The 20,677-nt window shown below is 72.0% G+C and carries 14 protein-coding genes; 4 read left to right on the top strand and 10 right to left on the bottom strand.

Going from position 1 to position 20,677, the window contains the following annotated elements; translation table 11 throughout:
- Window positions 1-45: 45 nt before the first annotated feature.
- From ACFY3C_RS22295 to ACFY3C_RS22280, 4 genes are all read right to left on the bottom strand, one after another.
- Window positions 46-1,800: a protein kinase gene (locus ACFY3C_RS22295; protein ID WP_390771957.1), complete on the bottom strand. Its 1,755-nt coding sequence runs from the start codon at window positions 1,798-1,800 to the stop codon at window positions 46-48.
- 64 nt (window positions 1,801-1,864) lie between these two features.
- The gene (locus ACFY3C_RS22290; RefSeq protein ID WP_386578365.1) at window positions 1,865-3,577 is read right to left on the bottom strand and encodes a serine/threonine-protein kinase; all 1,713 of its coding nucleotides are present in this window, start codon (window positions 3,575-3,577) and stop codon (window positions 1,865-1,867) included.
- Window positions 3,578-3,739: 162 nt separating this feature from the next.
- Entirely contained in the window at window positions 3,740-6,649 is a 2,910-nt protein-coding gene (locus tag ACFY3C_RS22285; RefSeq protein WP_390771956.1) for a protein kinase, read from the bottom strand.
- Between the two features lie 165 nt (window positions 6,650-6,814).
- Window positions 6,815-8,815: a protein kinase gene (locus ACFY3C_RS22280; protein ID WP_390771996.1), complete on the bottom strand. Its 2,001-nt coding sequence runs from the start codon at window positions 8,813-8,815 to the stop codon at window positions 6,815-6,817.
- 169 nt (window positions 8,816-8,984) lie between these two features.
- On the opposite strand from ACFY3C_RS22280, the gene ACFY3C_RS22275 reads away from it, so the two are divergent.
- Complete coding sequence (locus ACFY3C_RS22275) at window positions 8,985-10,028, top strand: serine hydrolase domain-containing protein (RefSeq protein WP_390771955.1); 1,044 nt, start codon at window positions 8,985-8,987, stop codon at window positions 10,026-10,028.
- Between the two features lie 71 nt (window positions 10,029-10,099).
- Here the strand turns inward: ACFY3C_RS22275 and ACFY3C_RS22270 are convergent, their stop codons facing one another.
- Window positions 10,100-11,809, bottom strand: coding sequence for a glycerol-3-phosphate dehydrogenase/oxidase (locus tag ACFY3C_RS22270; protein WP_390771954.1), 1,710 nt, complete (start codon window positions 11,807-11,809; stop codon window positions 10,100-10,102).
- Window positions 11,810-12,092: 283 nt separating this feature from the next.
- Here ACFY3C_RS22270 and ACFY3C_RS22265 point away from each other — a divergent pair, with 283 nt between their 5' ends.
- The gene (locus tag ACFY3C_RS22265) at window positions 12,093-13,301 is read left to right on the top strand and encodes a nucleotide sugar dehydrogenase (protein WP_390771953.1); all 1,209 of its coding nucleotides are present in this window, start codon (window positions 12,093-12,095) and stop codon (window positions 13,299-13,301) included.
- A 426-nt stretch (window positions 13,302-13,727) separates the two neighbouring features.
- On the opposite strand, the gene ACFY3C_RS22260 is transcribed toward ACFY3C_RS22265, so the two are convergent.
- The 4 genes from ACFY3C_RS22260 to ACFY3C_RS22245 all read right to left on the bottom strand — a co-directional run bounded on the left by ACFY3C_RS22260 (window position 13,728) and on the right by ACFY3C_RS22245 (window position 18,224).
- Window positions 13,728-14,852: a GuaB3 family IMP dehydrogenase-related protein gene (locus ACFY3C_RS22260; protein WP_386578361.1), complete on the bottom strand. Its 1,125-nt coding sequence runs from the start codon at window positions 14,850-14,852 to the stop codon at window positions 13,728-13,730.
- 125 nt (window positions 14,853-14,977) lie between these two features.
- Complete coding sequence (guaB, locus tag ACFY3C_RS22255; RefSeq protein WP_386578360.1) at window positions 14,978-16,483, bottom strand: IMP dehydrogenase; 1,506 nt, start codon at window positions 16,481-16,483, stop codon at window positions 14,978-14,980.
- 164 nt (window positions 16,484-16,647) lie between these two features.
- Window positions 16,648-17,235 carry a sigma-70 family RNA polymerase sigma factor gene (locus ACFY3C_RS22250; RefSeq protein WP_386578359.1) on the bottom strand — a complete coding sequence of 196 codons (588 nt, stop codon included), beginning with the start codon at window positions 17,233-17,235 and terminating at the stop codon, window positions 16,648-16,650.
- A gap of 377 nt (window positions 17,236-17,612) precedes the next feature.
- Complete coding sequence (locus ACFY3C_RS22245) at window positions 17,613-18,224, bottom strand: response regulator transcription factor (protein ID WP_003948568.1); 612 nt, start codon at window positions 18,222-18,224, stop codon at window positions 17,613-17,615.
- 381 nt (window positions 18,225-18,605) lie between these two features.
- On the opposite strand from ACFY3C_RS22245, the gene ACFY3C_RS22240 reads away from it, so the two are divergent.
- The gene (locus tag ACFY3C_RS22240) at window positions 18,606-18,935 is read left to right on the top strand and encodes a WhiB family transcriptional regulator (protein WP_386578358.1); all 330 of its coding nucleotides are present in this window, start codon (window positions 18,606-18,608) and stop codon (window positions 18,933-18,935) included.
- Between the two features lie 79 nt (window positions 18,936-19,014).
- Here ACFY3C_RS22240 and ACFY3C_RS22235 read toward each other — a convergent pair whose 3' ends face one another.
- A complete protein-coding gene (locus tag ACFY3C_RS22235; RefSeq protein WP_390771952.1) occupies window positions 19,015-19,914 on the bottom strand; it encodes a LysR family transcriptional regulator in 900 nt (299 codons plus the stop codon).
- Between the two features lie 81 nt (window positions 19,915-19,995).
- Here ACFY3C_RS22235 and ACFY3C_RS22230 point away from each other — a divergent pair, with 81 nt between their 5' ends.
- Window positions 19,996-20,664, top strand: coding sequence for an MOSC domain-containing protein (locus tag ACFY3C_RS22230; RefSeq protein ID WP_386578356.1), 669 nt, complete (start codon window positions 19,996-19,998; stop codon window positions 20,662-20,664).
- Window positions 20,665-20,677: the final 13 nt, after the last annotated feature.

Genomic DNA, 20,677 nt, shown 5'->3' with positions numbered 1-20,677 from the left:
CCATATCGCGCCATGAGCGTCCCAGCCACAAGGAACGCGAACCGGTCACGAACCCGTGACCGAGAAGGTGTCCACGGCCACGTCGAAGTACTCCCGGGCCTCCTTGACCTGCCCGACCGGCGCCGACACCCACACGTCGTACATCCGGCCGCCCTCCTCCCAGCACACGTCGTAGGTGTGGCGCGCGCCCTCCGCCGCGCTGAAGCCGTTCCAGGTGAACTCCCAGAGCGCGGCGGGGTGTCCGGCGTGCGTGGTCGTGGTGACCCGGCCGTCGTGGTAACCGGGGTTGGTGCTGGGCCCGTCGGCCGCCGACCGGTTCATCACCGCGGTGGGGCCGCCGGGTTCGGGCGCGGCGACCTTGATGCCGAGGCGGAAGGTCTGCCCCGGGGAGAGGTAGAAGACCCGCTCGCCCTGGCGTTCGCGGGTGAAGTCCTCCGGCACGGCGAGGGAGAAGCCGGCCGGGTCCCGGGCGGTGCGGTAGCCGGAGGGTGCGGTGTGCGTGGTGGAGGCCGTCGGTGCGCTGCTCGCGGTGGGCGTCGGGGACTTCGGGGCGCCGGTGGACGGGGAGTTGCCGGTGGAAGGGGAGTTGCCGGTGGGCGCCGTCGGGCTGGTCGCCGTACCGCTCGGGGTGCCGCCTCTTCCGTCGCCGTCCTGGTTCAGCAGCAGCGCCGTCGCCGAGACGCCCGCGCCGGCCACCGCGGCCACGAGCAGCGCGGCGACCAGCACTCCGCGCGCGGACTGGCGTGCGGCCGGGGGCTGTTCGGCGGTGGGCGCGGGCGGGGTGAGCGGCCCGCGCGGCACGTCGTGCTCGGTGGGCGTGTAGGGGGTCGCGGGCGCACGGCTTCTGGAGTCACCGAGCCGGGGCGTACGGCCTCTCGTGTCACCGGTCCCGGGTGTACGACGCCTCGTGTCCCCGGTCCGGGGCGTGCGGACCGAGCCCGGTGTGCCGCCCGGCCCGGCCGGGGTGCGGCCCGTCTCCAGGTACGTCCGCAGCATCTGCTCGGCCTCCGCCGCGCCCAGCCGGCGGTCGGGGTCGCGCTCCAGCAGGCCGAGTACGACGGGCAGCAGCGGCTCGGCCTGCGCGGGTGGCCGGATGTCGGCGGCGACGACGGCGTGCAGGATGCCGCCGAGCGAGTCGCGCCGGAACGGCGACTCGCCGCTGAGCGCCGTGCACAGCAGCGCACCCACCGACCACAGGTCGGACTCCGGCCCGGTACGGACGCCGGACATCCGTTCCGGGGAGGTGTACTCGGGCGAGCCGACGAAGGAGCCGGTCTCGGTGAGCGTGGTGGCACCCGCGACCTGTGCGATGCCGAAGTCGGTGAGCACGACCCGGCCGGTGTCGGACTCGATCAGCACGTTCGCCGGTTTGATGTCCCGGTGCAGCACCCCGGCCGCGTGCGCGGTGCGCAGCGCGCTCAGCAGGTCGATGGCGATCCGGGCGGCCTCGGCGGCGTCGACCGGCCCGCCGGTGGCGATGCGGTCGGCGAGCGAGCCGCCGTCGATCAGCTCCATGACGATGTACGGCCGTTCGTCCTGCTCGACCACGTCGTGCACGACGATGATGTGCGGGTGCCGCAGCTGCGCCACCGCCCGCGCCTCACGGAAGGTGCGCTCCCGGCGGCGACGGGCGTCGTCGTCCGTGAGGGAGTCGTCCGGGGCCAGCTCCTTGACCGCCACCTGACGGCCCAGCAACTCGTCGCTCGCCCGCCATACGACGCCCATTCCGCCGCGCCCGATCCGCGCCAGTAGGCGGTAACGGCCCGCGATCACACGGAAGTCGTCCCCCTCGGATCCCATGAGCCCCATCATGCCGCACCGGCCGCACGCCTTCCGGGGCGGTCATCGGCCAAGCATCGGGGACTCAGCCGGCGTTCGGCTGCCAGCCCTGCAGGACCCACTTGAACTGCTTGCTCGTCGTCGCCCAGTCGGCGGCGGGCGTCGACATGTAGATGGCGTACTCGACGCCCTCGCGCGAGTAGTACGTCTCCTCGATGGCGTGTCGCGGGCCGGCCACGTAGGGCGGGTCCTTCTTCAGCGCGGTCCAGGTGTACTCCCACAGCGAGCCCTTGCAGTCGCGGTAGGTGTTCTCCTTCATGGTCACGGTCCTGTAGCCGATCAGCCGCTGGAGCTGCTGTTCCAGGTCCTTCTGGTGCTGGTAGGCGTCGGCGAAGTCCGGGTTGGTGTCGATGGCGATGCGGACGAAGTGCAAGCCGCCGTCGGGCGAGTAGTCGACCTGCTTGAGCTCGCCGCCGTTCTGGTACACCTTGCGCGTCCAGCCCTTGGGCAGGAGGAGGCTGAAGCCCAACGGGTCGTCCTGGCGCACCCAGCCGTCGGGGACCGCGCCCTCCGGACCCGGGCTGCTCTTGGCCGAGGTCGCGGGCGCCGGGGTCGCCCCGCCGCCCGTCTCGGTGTCCTGCGGCTTCGTGTCCCACTGTTTGAAGGCCACCGCGGCACCGCCGCCGAGCACGGCCGCGACGGCGACGACCAGCGCGAGCGTGCGCAGACGGCGCCGGGGGCGGGGGCGAGCCGGTGCGGTGGGCCCCACCGTGGTCGGGCCCATCCCCTGCGGGCCCACCGCCGTCGGACCGGTCACGGAACGCCCCGCGGCACCCGGCCCGGAGCCGTGGCCCGAGGCGCCGGCCCCGGAGGCGTACGACTCACTGCCGTACGACCCACTGCCGTACGACCCACTGGTGTACGACCCGCCGGTGTCCACGCCCCGGCCCTGGGTCGGTACGAAGGCCTGTGCGGCGTTCGGCCGACGGCCCTCCACCGCCTCGGCGAGCAGTTGCTCCGTCTCCTCCGCGTTCGGCCGCTGGGCCGGCTCCTTGCGCAGTAGGGCGGTGATGACGGGGCCGAGCGCATCCGCGTGGCGGAGGTCCTCCGCCTCCTCCTCGACGACCGCCTGCATGGTGCTCAGCGGCGAGGTGCGGCGGAACGGCGAGCGGCCCTCGACCGCCGTGTACAGCGTGGCGCCGAGCGCCCACAGGTCCGAGGACGGGCCGGGGTCGTGACCGCGCACCCGCTCGGGCGCGAGGTAGTCGACCGAGCCGACGACCTCGCCGGTGCGGGTGATGGTGGTGTCGCCCTCGATCTGGGCGATGCCGAAGTCGGTGAGCAGCACCCGGCCGTCCCGGCCGAGCAGCACGTTGCCGGGCTTGACGTCCCGGTGCAGCACGCCGGCGGAGTGCGCGGCGCGCAGCGCCCGCAGCACCCACAGGCCGATCCGGGCGGCCTCGCGCGCGTCGAGGCGGCCGCGGTCCTTGACCGCGTCGGCCAGCGAGCGGCCCTCGACCAGCTCCATCACGATCCACGGGCGGCCGTCGTGTTCGAGCACGTCATGGACGGTGACGACGGCGGAGTGGTTGATACGCGCGGCGGCGCGAGCCTCCGCCCGGGTGCGGGCGAGCAGAACGGCCCGGTCGCTCTCGGAAACGTAGAGCGCGGCGGTCAACTCCTTGACGGCCACCGTCCGGTGGAGCACCTCGTCGTGGGCGCGCCACACCCGGCCCATGCCGCCGCTGCCGATGGATTCGGCAAGCCGGTAGCGGCCCGCTATCAGCAGGCCCTGCATCTGATTCACGTTGCCCCGCAATGCTCTTGACAGGGTCAGACTAAGGACCGGCCTGCCCGCTGGGAACACGCGGGGGGTCAAGGAAACCGCACTGTGACGGTTGTCGCTTCTCTTCACGAACGGGAACCGAATCCTCGGTCGCTCGACCGGTATACAGCGCGCTCAACGCGTGTAGCGGTACGTCGCCGTGGCCTGCTCGTAAAGCCGCGTCACCTCGTCCCGCTCGGCCTCAGGGCCCCGCACCTGGACGATGTGGTAACGGCCGTTCAGCAGGATCGCCATGTTGCGCACGTACAGGTCGCGCCCCTGCCCGTCGGTCCAGGTGAACTGGCCCTCGGCCATGGTCCGTCCGCCCACCTCGATGGTTCTCAGGCCGGTGGCCGTGGCCCAGCTGGAGTCCCGGTACGGCTGCAGTTCGCGTTCCTTGTCCCGCTGGTAGACCATCGGATCGCTGCCGCCCGCGGAGGCGCTGTCCCGTCCCGGTACGAGGAGCAGCTCGAAGTTCCCGTGCGAGTAGACCACCTGGCCGCTGCCGTTCTTGGGCGTGCGGTCCCAGCCCTTGGCGACGGCGACCTTGAAGCCCTCCGGGTCGGTGCGCAGGGTGAACCCGTCGGCGACGGAGGGGTCGCCGCCCGTCTGTGTCTCGGTGGCGGGCTCGGACGCCGAGGGACTGCCGCTCGCGGACTGCCCGGAGGACGGCTGCTGGGTGTGGGAGGGCGCGGGACTCGCCTCCCCGGCGCTGCCGGTACGGTCGCTGCCCGCCGCGCCGCTCTCGCCCTGCTTCGGCATGAAGAGCATCGCGTACGCCACCGCCCCGGCCAGCAGGAGCAGTATCAGCAGGAGCAGCGTCCGGCCGAGGCTGCGCGGGGAACGGGCCGCCTCCTCCCGGGCCCGCTTGTGCCGACCGTGCGGATGGGGCGCGGGCATCCCGGCGCGCCGCCGCCGCACCAGCTCACCGCGGCGCCGGACGATCGGCAGCCGCCTCGGGTCGGCGGGCGGGACGGGGACGACATGGGCGCCGGCGTCCGGCTCGGGCGCCGAGCGCACCAGCGAGCGCAGCCAGCCGCTCAGCTCCTCGAAGTCCAGCCGGTCGGTGGGGTCCTGGCGCAGCAGCGACTCCACGACCGGGCGCAGCGGCCCGCACTCCTCGGCGAAGGCGGGCGGCTCCGCGCACACCAGCTGCACCAGCTCGGCCGTGGACTCCTCGGGGTAGGGCGCGTGCCCCTGCACGGCCCGGAACAGCAACGCCCCGAGGGCCCACAGGTCGGTGGCAGGCCCGATCGGCGCCGCCAGCTGCCAGTTCTCGTGCACGGGCCCGGCCTGCTCGGGCGCCCACCGCTCGGTCACCGGCCCCACGACGGTCATCCGCACCTGCCGCGCCCGCTCGGCGGCGAGCGCGGTGCCGGGACCACGGCGTACGGCCCCGCCACCGGGCTCGTCCCAGCGGCCGCCACCGGCGACCGGGGTGAGGCCCGCACCTGCGGGAAGGACGGGGGGCTGCCCGGAAACGGGAGCACCGTGACCTGAGCCGCGCGACTGACCCGCGTGCCCCTGACCGGGCACGGGCAGGTGATCGGAGCCGGATGCTGCGCCCGGCTGACCTGAAGCGGGAGCACCGTGACCTGAGCCGCCCCGCTGACCGGCAGACCCCTGACCGGGTACGGGCAGCCGGCCCGAGCCGGGTGCTGCGTCGGGGCGCCACTCCCCGGGAGGCAGGCCGGGGCGCTGTCCGTCGCCGCCCGGCTCGGTCGGCGAGACCGGCGCGGTCGGCGTGCCTGCGGGGCCCGTGCGCGGTGAGGCGCCGTGCCAGGCGGAGCCGTGCACCCCGTAGGGGTCGGCGATACGGCCGGGCGGCGAGGCGGCCTGGCCGGAGGAGTACGGCGGCTGCACTGTGCCGTTGCCCGTGGCCTCGCCCTCGGCGGGTGGGCGGGCTCCGGGCAGGGCGGCGCGGCCGTTCTGCTGGGTTTCCTGCACTCGGGCTGCGGCCCGGGCTCCCGCACGGTAGGCGGCGATGGCCCCGGCCCGCGCGGCACGGATGTCGTCGCCGCTCTCCAGGGCCCGTCGGCCCGCAGGTCCGGGGACGGTGGCTCCACCCGAAGCCCCGTTCGCGCCCGGCACCGGCAGCCCACCGGCCGCCCGCGCCTGGATCGCGGCCCGCCGCGCCGCCTCGGGATCCACATCGGGGGACGGCACGGGTCCCGAACCGTCCGCCGGGCCACTCACCGCACCGGCCGGAACACCGCCACCTGCGGCACCGCGCCCGCCGTCGCCACCGAGACCCTGACCACCGGAGCCGCCGAAGCCCTGGTCACCGGTTCCGCCGGGCCACTGTCCACCGGAGCCGGCCAGCCCCTGCCCGCGCAGGCTCTGCCCACCCGTGCCGACGCCGTCACCGGCACCGCCGCCCGGCCCGGTGGCTCCCGCCGCCCCTTCCCGGCCCTGCTGCCCGTCCGGGACCGGCACCGGGTCGTACCCGCACAGTGCCTCCTCCGCCGCGCCGACCGCGAGGCCGGTCAGCATCACGCGGCCGTCGTCGCAGACGAGGACCGTGCGGGCGGTGATGTTGCGGTGCACCCAGCCGTGGCCGTGCAGGACGCGCAGCGCCATGAGGACGTCGGAGGCGACCTCGGCCGCCCGGTACGGCGTCAGCGGCTGCTCGGCCAGCAGCGCGGACAGCGGACGCGCGGCCACCCACTCGCTCACGATCCACAGTGAGCCGCCCTCGGCGAACACGTCGAAGACCTGGTCCAGTCGCGGATGGTCGGGGATGCTCGCCGCAGCCTGCGCCGCCTCGACGGCGCGCCGCACCGCCGGGTCCGAGGGCCGGCGGGTGGCGGTCCGGGCCGCCGGGGTACGACGCGTCCCGCGCTCACGGGCGGTGAACCCCTCGGGCAGCCCCTCGGCGTCGAGCACCTCGGCCTCGACGACTTCCGGCAACGGCACCTGACGGACCAGCACTTCCTGACCGCTGTAGGTGTCGAAGGCCCGGGTCTCGGTCAGTTCGTACTCGTCGGAGGGCGGCAGCGGCAGGCGGTAGCGGTCGGCGAGCACCCGGCCCGCATAGTCGTCCACGTTGCCTCCCCCGGCCGCCTGGTCGTTCACATCCGTTCCCATACGGCCCGTTGCGCATCCACAATCCGGCTCCGTACGGTCCGCAACCATTCACGATACGTGCCGGAGGCAAGTCGCATTGAGGGGATGACGGATTCTCACGGCCCCAAACAGGGCTCGTTCACATCACGGCTTGGGCTCGAAGGACGTCGTCAGCGTCTTCCAGGTGTCCTTGCGCAGCGCGCTGTTCCACTCCGCGGCCTTGGCCGTGTACATCAGCCCGTACCCTTGATGGCCGTTGACGACGAACCCCCGGTCGATCGAACGGTACTTGGTACCGCCCTCCACGTAAGTGAACTCCCAGTCGGCCGTGTTCCAGCCGCGGTAGTCCACCTGTTCTATGCGGATCTTCCGGTACTGGGCGCGGTACATGTACCGCTCCTGGTTCTTCCAGTCCGCCACCGGGTCGTCCTTGGGCGTGCTGGTCCAGCCGACGAGCAGCATCTGCCCGTTCGGCCCGGTGTAGCGGTCTCCGGCCTGCCCGGTGGACTTGTACTTCCACCCCTTGGGCAGCCCGATCGAGTACCCCTGGGCGCCCTTGCGGGTCGACGCCACCGGTGCGCTGCCGTCGCTCTTCGAGCCGGACGAGTCGGAGTCGTCGTCGCCGGCCGGGCCGGCGCTCGTCTGCGTCGCCGAGCCGGTCGTGGCGGACGCCGAGGTGTTCCCGTCCGTCTTGGCGTCGCCGTCGGTGCCGTCCTTGCTGCCCGCGCCCTTGTCCTGCTTGGTGGAGGCGCTGGCACTGGCCCCGGCCTTGGCACCGCTGCCGTTCTTGCTGCCCTTGTCGTCGCCCCCGTTGAACACGATGGCCAGCACGGTGCCGATCACGGCGAGTACGACCACCACCGCGATGATCACCAGCGTCCGCTTGGGCACCACGTCGGTGAGCGGCGCTCTCGGCACCGGCCGTGGCGACAGGTCCAGGTCCGGCGGCGGCACCACGGGCCACCCCGAACTCGGCTTGTTCGCGCTGGAGTTCGGCGTGACAGAACCCTGGGCCGGACCGGCCGGCCGCCCGGGCGTCCCGGCACCCGTGCCCGAACCGCTCTTCGCGGCCGGCTTGCCGCCGGTACCCGGAGCCGCCGTACCGCCACCGCTCTTCGCACGCGCGGACGGCGACGACCCCGCCGCGCCGGCCGCCTTGCGGACCGAACGCAGCGCCCCGCGCAGCTTCTCCCCGGCCTCCTCGCCCCGCTTGCCCTCAGGCCCGTCGGGCTGCGCCGGCAGCGGAACCACCCGGGTGGCGTCCATCGCCTCCGGCGCCGGCGCGTGGATCACCTTGTTGAGCATCGCCCGGGCGCCGGCGTCGTCGAGCCGCTGGGCCGGGTCCTTGGTGAGCAGGCCGTAGATGACGTCCCGGAGCGGACCCGCGTTCTTGGGCTCCTCCAGGGGCTCGGTCATCACCGCGGTCAGCGTGGCGATCGCGGAACCCTTGTCGTACGGCGGCAGACCCTCGACCGCCGCGTACAGCAGGCCACCGAGCGACCACAGATCGGCCGCGGGTCCCGGCTTGTGCCCGCGGGCGCGCTCCGGGGAGATGTAGGAGGGGGCGCCGACGAGCATGCCGGTGGAGGTGATGGACGGGTCGCCCTCGACCTGCGCGATACCGAAGTCGGTGAGCACGACCCGGCCGTCGTCGGCGATGAGCACGTTGGACGGCTTCACGTCACGGTGCAGGATGCCCTCGCGGTGCGCGGAGCGCAGCACGTCGAGGATGGCCAGCCCGACCTCGGCAGCGCGCCTGGGCTCCAGCAGGCCGTCCTCGCGGATGGCCTCGGCGAGGGACTTGCCCTCGACCAACTCCATGACGATCCAGGGCCGGTCGTCCTCGTCGACCACGTCGAAGACCGTCACCGCGCTGTTGTTGCGGATCCGGGCGATCGCCTTGGCCTCGCGCAGGGTGCGCGTGATCAGGCGCCGCTTCTCCTCCTCGTCGATGTTCGACGGGAACCGCAACTCCTTGACGGCGACCGTCCGGCCGAGGGTCTCGTCCTCGGCGCGCCACACCGTGCCCATACCGCCGCGGCCCAGCACGTCTCCCAGCCGGTACCGCCCGGCGAGGAGACGACGCTCGCTCTTGTCCTGACGAGTCTCCTGACGGGATGTGCCCGCCCGCTCCGCCTCCGACATGCGTCCCCTCATGCAACCCGCCCTGACAGAGCCTCCATTGTCTCTCACCCGACAAGTGGCCGACGCCCAGGGTGCCTCTGGCCCCGTCCCGGGCTCCGCACACCGGAACACCCACTGAAGCCGAGGTTCCGCTTACCGGGATGATGGACCCGAGCAGAGAGGAGTCCGGATGCCGACGCTTCGGACAGTCCTGTCCATACCGGTGTTGCTGACCCTGCTGCTCGCCCCCACCGCTTCCTCTCCGGACTCGACCGCCGCCGCCACGGACACGGTCCTCCCGCTGCTGGTCACCCGGGGCGGGGCACCCGCCGCGGCCCTGCTGGCTCTGGACGGAAACCGCTCCCGCTACACCGCCGCCGGTCCGGGCATGGCGCGCGCCGACCACTTCCGCGCCGGCAGCGTCACCAAGACCTTCGTCGCCACGGTCGTGCTGCAACTGGCCGCGGAACACCGGCTGTCCCTGTCCGACACCGTGGAGCGGTACCTGCCGGGGCTGCTCCGCGGACGCGGCACCGACGGACGGCACATCACCCTGCGCGCCCTGCTCACCCACACCAGCGGGCTCGCCGACTTCACCCGGGCCACCCGGGGGATCGTCCCCCTGACCCCGCTTCAGGCCGTGCGCATCGCCCTCACCCTCCCTCCGGCCCACCCGGGCCGCTACGCCTACTCCAGTACCAACTACGTCCTGCTCGGCATGGTCGTCCGTCAGGTCACCGGCCACTCGTACGCCACCGAGGTCCGGCGCCGGATCATCGCTCCGCTCAGTCTTGCGGGCACCTCTCTTCCCGGATTCCGCAGCTCACTTCCGCTGCCGCACGGCCGCGCCTACGCCGCCGACGGCTCCGACGTCACCCGGCTCGACCCGCGCGTGGCCGGCGCGGCGGGTGAGCTGGTGACCACGCTCGCCGACCTGGACCGCTTCTACGCGGCCCTGCTCGGCGGCCGGCTGCTGCCCTCGCGCTGGCTGCGCGAGATGCTCAACACCCGTGCCGCACATGGCTCGTACGGCATGGGAATCTTTCCGGCAAAGCTCCCGTGCGGCATCACGGTGTGGGGACACAACGGCCGGATATCCGGGAGCTACGTGCGCACCGCGGCCACCGCCGACGGCCGACATGTCCTCACCTTCCGTGTGAACACGGACGCGATCGCAGATCCCAGGCTCGAACCGGCCTTGCTCGCCGCCGAGTTCTGCCCTCGCACCTGGTAGAACGCACCGGTTCCGAACGAAGATCCCAGTTCGCGACACTCGTTCGAGTGAAAGTCGGAGGCAGGCCCGCCTCAGCTCAGCGGCACGATGTCCGGCGCCCCGAGCCTCGCCGCGTCCGCCGTCTGGTCGTCCGGCTGGAGCTGGGACTCCCGCTCGGCCTCGACCCGCTTCTCGTAGTGCTCCACCTCGCGCTCGATCTGGTCCTTGTCCCAGCCGAGCACGGGTGCCATCAGCTCGGCGGCCTCACGGGCGCTGCGGGTGCCCCGGTCGAAGGTCTCGATGGAGATGCGGGTGCGGCGGGTGAGCACGTCGTCCAGGTGCCGGGCGCCCTCGTGCGAGGCCGCGTACACGACCTCGGCGCGCAGATAGTCGTCGGCGGCCTGCAGCGGCTCGCCGAGGGCGGGGTCGGCGGCGATGAGGTCCAGGATCTCCTCGGCCATCGAGCCGTACCGGTTCAGCAGGTGCTCCACCCGGACCACGTGCAGTCCGGTGCGGGCCGCGATCCGCGCCCGCGCGTTCCACATCGCCCGGTAGCCCTCCGCGCCCAGCAGCGGGATCTCCTCGGTGACGCAGTCGGCGACGCGCATGTCGAGGCCGTGCACCGCCTCGTCGACGGCGTCCTTCGCCATCACCCGGTACGTCGTGTACTTGCCGCCCGCCACGACCACGAGACCGGGCGCCGGATGCGCCACGGTGTGCTCGCGGGAGAGCTTGCTGGTGGCGTCGGACTCGCCGGCCAGCAGCGGACGCAGGCCCGCGTACACCCCCTGCACGTCGTCGCGGCTGAGCGGGACGGCGAGCACCGAGTTGACGTGTTCCAGCAGGTAGTCGATGTCGGCGCTGGAGGCCGCCGGGTGGGCCTTGTCGAGGTCCCAGCCGGTGTCGGTGGTGCCGACGATCCAGTGCCGGCCCCAGGGGATGACGAACAGGACCGACTTCTCCGTGCGCAGGATCAGACCGGTGGTGGAGTGGATGCGGTCCTTGGGCACGACCAGGTGGATGCCCTTGGAGGCGCGGACGTGGAACTGGCCCCGCTCCCCCACCATGGCCTGCGTGTCGTCGGTCCACACACCGGTGGCGTTGACGATCTGCTGGGCGCGGATCTCGTACTCCCCGCCGCCCTCCACGTCCTGCACCCGGGCGCCGACGACCCGCCCGCCCTCGCGCAGGAACCCGGTCACGCGGGCGCGGTTGGCCACCTTCGCGCCGTACGACGCCGCCGTGCGCACCAGGGTCGCCACATACCGGGCGTCGTCCATCTGCGCGTCGTAGTACTGCAGGGCGCCGACCAGGGCGTCCTTCTTCAGGCAGGGGGCGACGCGCAGGGCGTGACGGCGGGTCAGGTGCCGGTGCAGGGGCAGGCCCCGGCCGTGTCCGCGGGCCATGGACATCGCGTCGTACAGGGCCACGCCCGAGCCCGCGTACAGGCGCTCCCAGCCCTTGTGCTGCAGCGGGTAGAGGAAGGGCACCGGTTTGACCAGGTGCGGGGCGAGCCGCTCCAGGAGCAGGCCGCGCTCCTTCAGTGCCTCGCGGACCAGGGCGAAGTCGAGCATCTCCAGATAGCGCAGGCCGCCGTGAACGAGCTTGCTGGACCTGCTGGAGGTGCCGGACGCCCAGTCGCGGGCTTCGACCAGGCCGGTGGACAGGCCGCGGGTCACGGCGTCCAGCGCGGTCCCGGCGCCGACCACTCCGCCGCCGACCACCAGCACGTCCAGCTCGCGCTCCGCCATCGCCGCCAGTGCCTCGGCGCGCTGCACCGGACCCAGAGTCGCTGTCCTCACCGCTGCCTCCCGCTGTCGAACAACTCGCTCGCGTCGGCCGCACCCGGCGGGCGAAGCCCGGTTCATCCCCTTCTCATGCCCAAATTCTGACCGGCTTGCCCGACTTCAGCCACCACAGGCTCCCAACCTGTGGACAACACGAACGCAACCCCCGGAAGACACACGAACACAATCCCACATAACGGTCATATTTACTCCTAGTGTGACAGTGCGCCCGCTCTGGCAGTCCACAGCGGTTGCGCATCTGTCCCGCTTCGGTTACTGGGAAGGACGGGCCCACGCCATGCCCGCAGATCTCGCCGTCATCGGACTCGGTCCCTACGGCCTCCCGCTCGCCCAGGCCGCCGTCGCCGCAGGCATCCCGACCATCGGGTACGCCACCGGCCCCGAGGCGGGTTCGCTCAGCCCCGCCGAGCTGCGGCGGATGCACGCGGCGGGCTTCCGGCCCGCCACCGAACCGGCCCAGCTCGGCCGGGTGCGCACCGCCGTGATCTGCGCGCCCACCCCGCGCGGCGCCGACGGCGCCGTCGACCTCGGCCAGGTGGAGGCGGCCGCCCGCACCCTGGCCGAGCGGCTGCGCCCGCACACCACGGTCATCCTGGAGTCGCCGGTGCTCCCCGGGACCACCGAGAAGTTCCTGCGCCCCCTGCTGGAGAAGGGCTCCGGACTGCGCGCCGGCCGCGACTTCCACCTCGCCTACTCACCCAGCCGCGTCGACCCCGGCAACCGCGACCGCACCCCCGCCGGCACGCCCAAGGTCATCGGGGGCCTCACCCCCGCCTGCACCGAGTCGGCCGCGGCCTTCTACGGACGGCTCACCGACAAGGTCGTACGCGCGCGCGGGCTGCGCGAGGCGGAGGCCGTACAGGTCCTGGAGACCAACTACCGGCACGTCAACATCGCGCTGGTCAACGAGATGGCCGTCCTCTGCAACGAGCTGGGCGTCGACCTGTGGGACGTCATCCGCTGCGCGGAGACCAAGCCGTTCGGCTTCCAGGCGTTCCGGCCGGGCCCGGGCGTCGGCGGGCACGGCGTCCCGCAGGACCTCACCGGCCACGCGAGCCGCACGCTGCGCATGGTGGAGCTGGCCCAGCAGGTCAACAACCGCATGCCCCGCTACGTCGTCCAGCGCGCCGCCACGCTCCTGAACGAGCACGGCAAGTCCGCGCGCGGTGCCCGCGTCCTGCTCCTCGGCGTCACCTACAAGCCCGACCTCGCCGACCTGCAGGGCACCCCCGCCCGGGAGATCGCCGTCCGCCTGATGGAACTGGGCGCCTCGGTCAGCTACCACGACCCGTACGTGCCCGCGTGGAGCGTCCTGGAGCGACCTGTCCCGCGCGCGGACTCGCTGTACGAGGCTGCCGCCGACGCCGACCTGACGATCTTGTTGCAGCAGCATCGGACGTACGACTTGCAGGGGCTCTCGGTAAAGGCCCAGTTGCTGCTGGACACGCGGGGGGCTACGCCTACGGGGGCGGCGCATCGGTTGTGAGCGGGGGGCGCGTGGGCGGACCGGGCTCCGGGGCTGGTGGCACACTGCGCGCGGCGCGGGTACCTTACGGAAACAGGTGGAGCCCACCGCAGTGGGTGCTGCAGCGGGCTCCGAGCTGATTCACGGGTGTCCGCCCCTAGTCTCCTTGGGGGCGGCCGCTCACCAGCTGCAAATCCACAAGACACACCTCCTCCGGAACTTCACCGTCCGAAGACGGATTCGATCCCAGCGGGTGGGCTTGCGGTGACGTCCCATGGGCGCCGACACGGACGTTATCGCTCTCGGCCCTGCTTACCAGCCCGTATTCACCCCGAAGACAACCGCGCGCCCCCACACCACGCCACGCGCCCCCACAGGCCCACCTCGTGCATGCGAAAGGGGGCCGGTCACCCCACCAGGCGACCAGCCCCCATCACGTCACACGGACTACCGCCGGTGCTGCGAGTCCGCCACCGTAACCTCCACCCGCTGGAACTCCTTGAGCTCGCTGTAGCCCGTCGTGGCCATGGCGCGGCGCAGGGCGCCGAAGAAGTTCATCGAGCCGTCCGGGGTGTGGGACGGGCCGGTGAGGATCTCCTCGATCGTGCCGACCGTGCCCAGGTCGACCTTCTTGCCGCGGGGCAGCTCCTCGTTGACCGCCTCCATGCCCCAGTGGTGGCCCTTGCCGGGCGCGTCCGTGGCACGGGCCAGCGGGGAGCCCATCATCACGGAGTCGGCGCCGCAGGCGATCGCCTTCGGGAGGTCGCCGGACCAGCCGACGCCGCCGTCCGCGATCACGTGCACGTACCGGCCGCCGGACTCGTCCATGTAGTCGCGGCGGGCCGCGGCCACGTCGGCGACCGCGGTGGCCATCGGGACCTGGATGCCGAGCACGTTGCGCGTGGTGTGCGCGGCGCCGCCGCCGAAGCCGACCAGGACACCGGCCGCGCCGGTGCGCATCAGGTGCAGGGCGGCGGTGTAGGTGGCGCAGCCGCCGACGATCACCGGGACGTCCAGCTCGTAGATGAACTGCTTCAGGTTCAGCGGCTCGTGCGCGCCGGAGACGTGCTCCGCCGAGACCGTCGTACCGCGGATGACGAAGATGTCCACGCCCGCGTCCACGACCGCCTTGGAGAACTGGGCGGTGCGCTGTGGGGAGAGCGCGGCCGCCGTGACCACGCCGGAGTCGCGCACCTCCTTGATGCGGGCGCCGATCAGCTCCTCCTTGATGGGAGCCGCGTAGATCTCCTGGAGGCGGCGGGTGGCCTGCTCGGCGGGCAGCTCGGCGATCTCGTCGAGCAGCGGCTGCGGGTCCTCGTACCGCGTCCACAGGCCCTCGAGGTTCAGCACGCCGAGGCCGCCCAGCTCGCCGATCCGGATCGCGGTGGCCGGGGAGACGACCGAGTCCATGGGGGCGGCCAGGAAGGGCAGCTCGAAGCGGTAGGCATCGATCTGCCAGGCGATCGAGACCTCCTTCGGGTCCCGCGTACGGCGGCTGGGGACGACGGCGATGTCGTCGAAGGCGTACGCCCGGCGGCCGCGCTTGCCGCGCCCGATCTCGATCTCAGTCACGTCTTGGCCTTTCCCTGATGCATTGCAGCGTCTTCCAGTATCGCCGACAGGTACGACAAGGGCGGCCCCGGATGCTCCGGGACCGCCCTTGCACGGCCTGTACGGCCCTCACGCGTGCGCGTGCGTCACTTCTTGTTGCTGTAGTTCGGCGCCTCGACCGTCATCTGGATGTCGTGCGGGTGGCTCTCCTTGAGGCCCGCCGAGGTGATCCGCACGAAGCGGCCCTTGGACTCCATCTCCTCGATGGTGGCGGCGCCCACGTAGCCCATGGTCTGGCGCAGGCCGCCGACGAGCTGGTGCAGCACGTTGGACAGCGGGCCGCGGTAGGGCACCTGGCCCTCGACGCCCTCGGGCACGAGCTTCTCGTCGGAGGTCACTTCGGCCTGGAAGTAGCGGTCCTTCGAGTACGACTTGCCCTGGCCGCGGGACTGCATGGCACCCAGCGAGCCCATGCCGCGGTACGACTTGAACTGCTTGCCGTTGATGAACATCAGCTCGCCCGGCGACTCCTCGCAGCCGGCGAGGAGGCTGCCCAGCATGACCGTGTCCGCACCGGCGGCGAGCGCCTTGCCGATGTCGCCGGAGTACTGCAGACCGCCGTCGCCGATCAGCGGAATGCCCGCCGGACGGGCGGCGAGGGAGGCCTCGTAGATGGCGGTGACCTGCGGGACGCCGATGCCGGCGACCACGCGGGTGGTGCAGATCGAGCCCGGGCCGACACCCACCTTGATGCCGTCGACACCGGCGTCGATGAGCGCCTGGGCGCCGTCGCGGGTGGCGACGTTGCCGCCGATCACGTCGACGTTCACGCTGGACTTGATCTTCGCCATCCAGCTGAGGGCGTTGCTGTTGTGGCCGTGCGAGGTGTCGACGACCAGGAAGTCCACACCGGCCTCGGCGAGCGCCTGGGCGCGCTCCAGCGCCTCGGGGCTGGCACCGACGGCGGCACCGACGAGCAGGCGGCCCTCGGCGTCCTTGGCGGCGTTGGGGTACTTCTCGGCCTTGACGAAGTCCTTGACCGTGATCAGGCCCTTGAGGACGCCCTCACCGTCGACCAGCGGCAGCTTCTCGATCTTGTGCTTGCGCAGCAGCTCCATGGCCTCGGGCCCGGAGATGCCGACCTTGCCGGTGACCAGCGGCATCGGGGTCATGACCTCGCGCACCTGACGCGTGCGGTCGCTCTCGAAAGCCATGTCGCGGTTGGTGACGATGCCCAGCAGCTTGCCGGCCGGGTCGGTGACCGGGACACCGCTGATGCGGAACTTGGCGCACAGGGCGTCGGCCTCGGCGAGCGTGGCCTCCGGGTGCACCGTGATCGGGTCGGTGACCATGCCGGACTCGGACCGCTTCACCAGGTCGACCTGGTTGACCTGGTCCTCGACGGAGAGGTTGCGGTGCAGCACGCCGACGCCGCCCAGCCGGGCCATCGCGATCGCCATGCGGGACTCGGTCACCTTGTCCATCGCCGCCGACAGCAGCGGGATGTTGACCCGGACATTGCGGGAGATGCGGGACGAGGTGTCGACCGCGTTGGGGAGCACCTCGGATGCACCCGGCAGCAGCAGCACGTCGTCGTAGGTCAGCCCGAGTGTCGCGAATTTTCCGGGCACTCCGTCGACGTTGGCAGTCATGACACCTTCCCCAAATGGCCTTGATCGGTGCGGATGTCCATGCTAACGGGAAGCACGGCTAGCAAATTCCACGGTCCGAGGTGACTTCAGGCTTCGTATGTTCGTACGGAAACGAACCCGCGCCTGTTCAAGAAAGGGAGCTACGAAGGCTCCGCCCAGGGCAGTTACTGCTCGGCGAGCGCGCGCAGCCGGCTCAGCGCCCGATGCTGGGCCACCCGCACGGCGCCGGGTGACATTCCCAACATCTGCCCCGTCTCCTCCGCGGTCAAGCCCACGGCGATGCGCAGCAGGAGCAGCTCGCGCTGGTTCTCCGGAAGGTTGGCCAGCAGCTTCTTGGCCCACTCGGCGTCGCTGCTGAGCAGGGCGCGCTCCTCGGGGCCGAGGGAGTCGTCGGGGCGTTCCGGCATCTCGTCCGAGGGGACGACCGTGGAGCCCGGGTGGCGCATCGCGGCGCGCTGGAGGTCGGCGACCTTGTGCGAGGCGATGGCGAAGACGAAGGCCTCGAAGGGGCGGCCGGTGTCGCGGTAGCGCGGTAGCGCGAGGAGAACGGCGACACAGACCTCCTGGGCGAGGTCCTCCACGAAGTGGCGGGCGTCGCCGGGCAGCCGGGACAGCCGGGTGCGGCAGTAGCGCAGGGCCAGGGGGTGCACATGGGCGAGCAGATCGTGCGTGGCCTGCTCGTCCCCGTCGACGGCACGATGCACGAGCGCACCGATCGCCCCTGGGGCCGTGCCCGCATCGTCGTCGCGCATCGGTCCATGGTGCCCTGCGGCCGTCCGGTCCGTCGCATCGCGTTCGTGGTTGTGCACCGAAGCGTTATGAGCAGGTGCGCCGGCACTCATCCCCTGCGCCCTCCCCTTCCGCTCGACCGACTCGTCCCCGAGAGACTCCACATCTCAAGGATGCGGCATCCGCGGCGAAACGAGCACCGCACGCCCTCCGCTGCCCCCCACATAGGCGTGATTGGTGGATCAGTCCCCACGGGCACAGAGCAAAGCAGCAGGTCAGACAGATGCCCACCAAATCCGGGTGAGACGGATCCACCTCTCGCCGCCGACCACACCCACACCCGCGGGTGAGCCGGGCCGGGGGCGCGCGCCCCCGGCCGGCCGGCTCATCCGGCCCGGGCCTAGCGGACCAGACCCCAGCGGAAGCCCAGGGCCACCGCGTGGGCGCGGTCCGAGGCGCCGAGCTTCTTGAAGAGCCGACGGGCGTGGGTCTTGACCGTGTCCTCGGAGAGGAACAGCTCGCGGCCGATCTCGGCGTTCGAGCGGCCGTGGCTCATGCCCTCCAGCACCTGGATCTCACGCGCGGTGAGGGTGGGCGCGGCGCCCATCTCGGCCGAGCGGAGACGACGCGGGGCGAGACGCCACGTCGGGTCGGCGAGGGCCTGGGTGACCGTGGCCCGCAGCTCCGCGCGCGAAGCGTCCTTGTGCAGGTAGCCGCGGGCGCCGGCGGCGACCGCGAGGGCCACTCCGTCCAGGTCCTCGGCGACCGTGAGCATGATGATGCGCGCGCCCGGGTCGGCGGACAGCAGCCTGCGCACGGTCTCGACGCCGCCCAGGCCGGGCATGCGTACGTCCATCAGGATGAGGTCGGAGCGGTCGGCGCCCCAGCGGCGGAGGACTTCCTCGCCGTTGGCCGCCGTCGTCACACGCTCGACGCCGGGCACGGTCGCGACCGCGCGGCGGAGCGCCTCTCGGGCAAGCGGGGAGTCGTCGCAGACGAGGACGGATGTCATGACCGCCCTCCGCAGCTGATGCGCGTCACCTTGAGCCTCCAGGCTGGTACGGAATCGTCACCTGTGCGGTCGACCGTCTCGGACGCCTGCCCGAGCGCTTGTGTTTTCAACCGCCTCCGCACTCTCAACGACGGTCACTCGAAAGAGTTACGGGGCTGCGTGCCCTCTTCGGCACTCTACGTGAGGGCATCGACACGGTGCAGACATGCCCAACGGACCCTCAAGTTTTCATCACAGCTAATGCCCCATTTAGCCGTTTTTGCTCCCGTTTCTCGGTGTCTGGAGCTAGATTCGCAATGAGTCATATTTTCATCTCCTTAGACCGGAGATGTACGGTCGATGGCACCGTATCCGCCCAGCACGGCTACAAGGGGTCACGTAATGGCAGATTTCTCCCGCCTTCCCGGACCGAACGCGGACCTGTGGGACTGGCAGTTGCTCGCTGCCTGCCGCGGGGTGGACAGCTCGCTCTTCTTTCACCCCGAGGGCGAGCGCGGGGCGGCTCGGAGCGCTCGCGAGAACTCGGCCAAGGAGGTCTGCATGAGGTGCCCGGTCCGCGCGGAGTGCGCGGCACACGCGCTGGCGGTGCGCGAGCCGTACGGCGTCTGGGGCGGCCTGACCGAGGATGAGCGCGAGGAGTTGATGGGGCGGGCGCGCAACCGACTGGTCTCGGCGTCGACGGCCAGCGGGGGCTCCGCACCGCACGCTTGAAGGAACGTTTCTGCGATAACTCGGCACCCGGGCACGCGCATGCGTGCCCGTCATCCTTGAGTGGATCCCCTCACCGGCGTCACTGACGCACGGCCGCCCGGGCGAGCTGCTCCAGCGTCGCCGCCACGGCCGGCACGTGTGCCAGGTCGGGGAGGGTGAGAGCGACGATCTGCCGTTGCACCACGGGTTCCAGCGCCACCGTACGCACTCCCCGGGGCCGCACCGACTCCACCGCGAGCTGCGGCAGTACGGCAACGCCGAGACCCGCGCCGACCAGGCCGACCACCGCCGGATAGTCGTCGGTGGCGAAGTCGATGCGGGGCGTGAAGCCCGCGCTCTCGCACACCTCCACCAGCTGGCCGCGGCAGCGCGGGCAGCCCGCGATCCAGGGCTCCCCGGCCAACTCCCCGATGGCGACGGACTCCGCGCGCGCGAGCCGGTGCCGTTCGGGCACCAGGGCGACCAGACGGTCGGTCAGCAGGGGCCGTACGACGAGGTCGTCCCACTCCTCGGCGACCGCCGCTCCCTCGTAGCGGAAGGCGAGCGCCAGGTCGCAGTCGCCCTCGCGCAGCAACTCGACGGACTTCGGGGGCTCGGCCTCCTCCAGCGAGACGCGGGTGCCGGGGTGGGCGGCGCGCAGGGCGGCCAGGGCGGTGGGGACCAGGGTGGAGCTGCCGCTCGGGAAGGAGACCAGCCGGACCCGGCCGGCCCTCAGGCCCGCGATCGCGGCGACCTCCTCCTCGGCCGCGGTGAGCCCGGCGAGGATCCCGGAGGCGTGCCGGACGAGGGCCTCGCCGGCCTGGGTCAGACGCATCTCGCGGCCGCTGCGGACCAGCAGCGGGGTGCCGACCGAGGACTCCAGGGCCTTCATCTGCTGGCTGACGGCGGGCTGGGTGCAGCCCAGCTCGCGCCCGGCCGCCGAGAAGGAACCGGTGGTGGCGACTGCGCGCAGGACGCGGAGATGACGAGCCTCGATCACCCTCCGAGCATAAGCCTGACTTGGACATGGCGCCGCATATTGCGTCGACGCTTTGGGGTGCGGTCCCGTACCGTGCGAAGCATGAAGCTTCTCTCGGTCAATCTGGGTCGCCCGACGCCGGTGCCGTACACGGACCAGGCGGAAGGTGTGACCGGCATCGACAAGCAGCCGACGGACGGGCCGGTGCGGGTGGCGGCCCCGGGGCCCAAGGGCGTCGGCGGGAGCGGGCTGGCCGGGGACGCGGTGTGCGAGCTGCGCCACCACGGCGGCTACGACCAGGCGGTGTACGCCTTCGCGCGCGAGGACCTCGACGCCTGGGAGCGGGAGCTGGACAGATCGCTGGCGAACGGCTGCTTCGGCGAGAACCTCACGACGCAGGGCCTGGACGTGTCCGGGGCGCTGATCGGCGAGCGCTGGCGGATCGGGTCCGAGGTGGTGCTGGAGGTGACGTCGGGCCGGATTCCGTGCCGTACGTTCCAGGGCCATTTGGGCGAGCGGGGCTGGGTGAAGAGGTTCACCCAGAAGGGCGCGACGGGTGCCTACCTGAGAGTGATCGAACCGGGTGAGATCCGGGCGGGCGATCCGATCGAGATCGTGCACCGGCCGGACCACGCGGTGACGGCTGCGATGCAGTTCCGTGCGGTCACCACCGAGCGGGAACTGCTGCCGCAGCTGCTCGTGGCGGGCGAGGCGCTGCATTCCGAGACGCTGGCCGCGGCCCGCAAGTACGTCGCCGGACAGAGCCGCTGAGAGGCCGTCACCG

This window comes from Streptomyces sp. NPDC001410 (assembly GCF_042895235.1).
Taxonomy (GTDB): domain Bacteria; phylum Actinomycetota; class Actinomycetes; order Streptomycetales; family Streptomycetaceae; genus Streptomyces.
The sequence above is the reverse complement of the archived record's forward strand: the minus strand, read 5'-3'. Positions and strand labels throughout refer to the sequence as shown.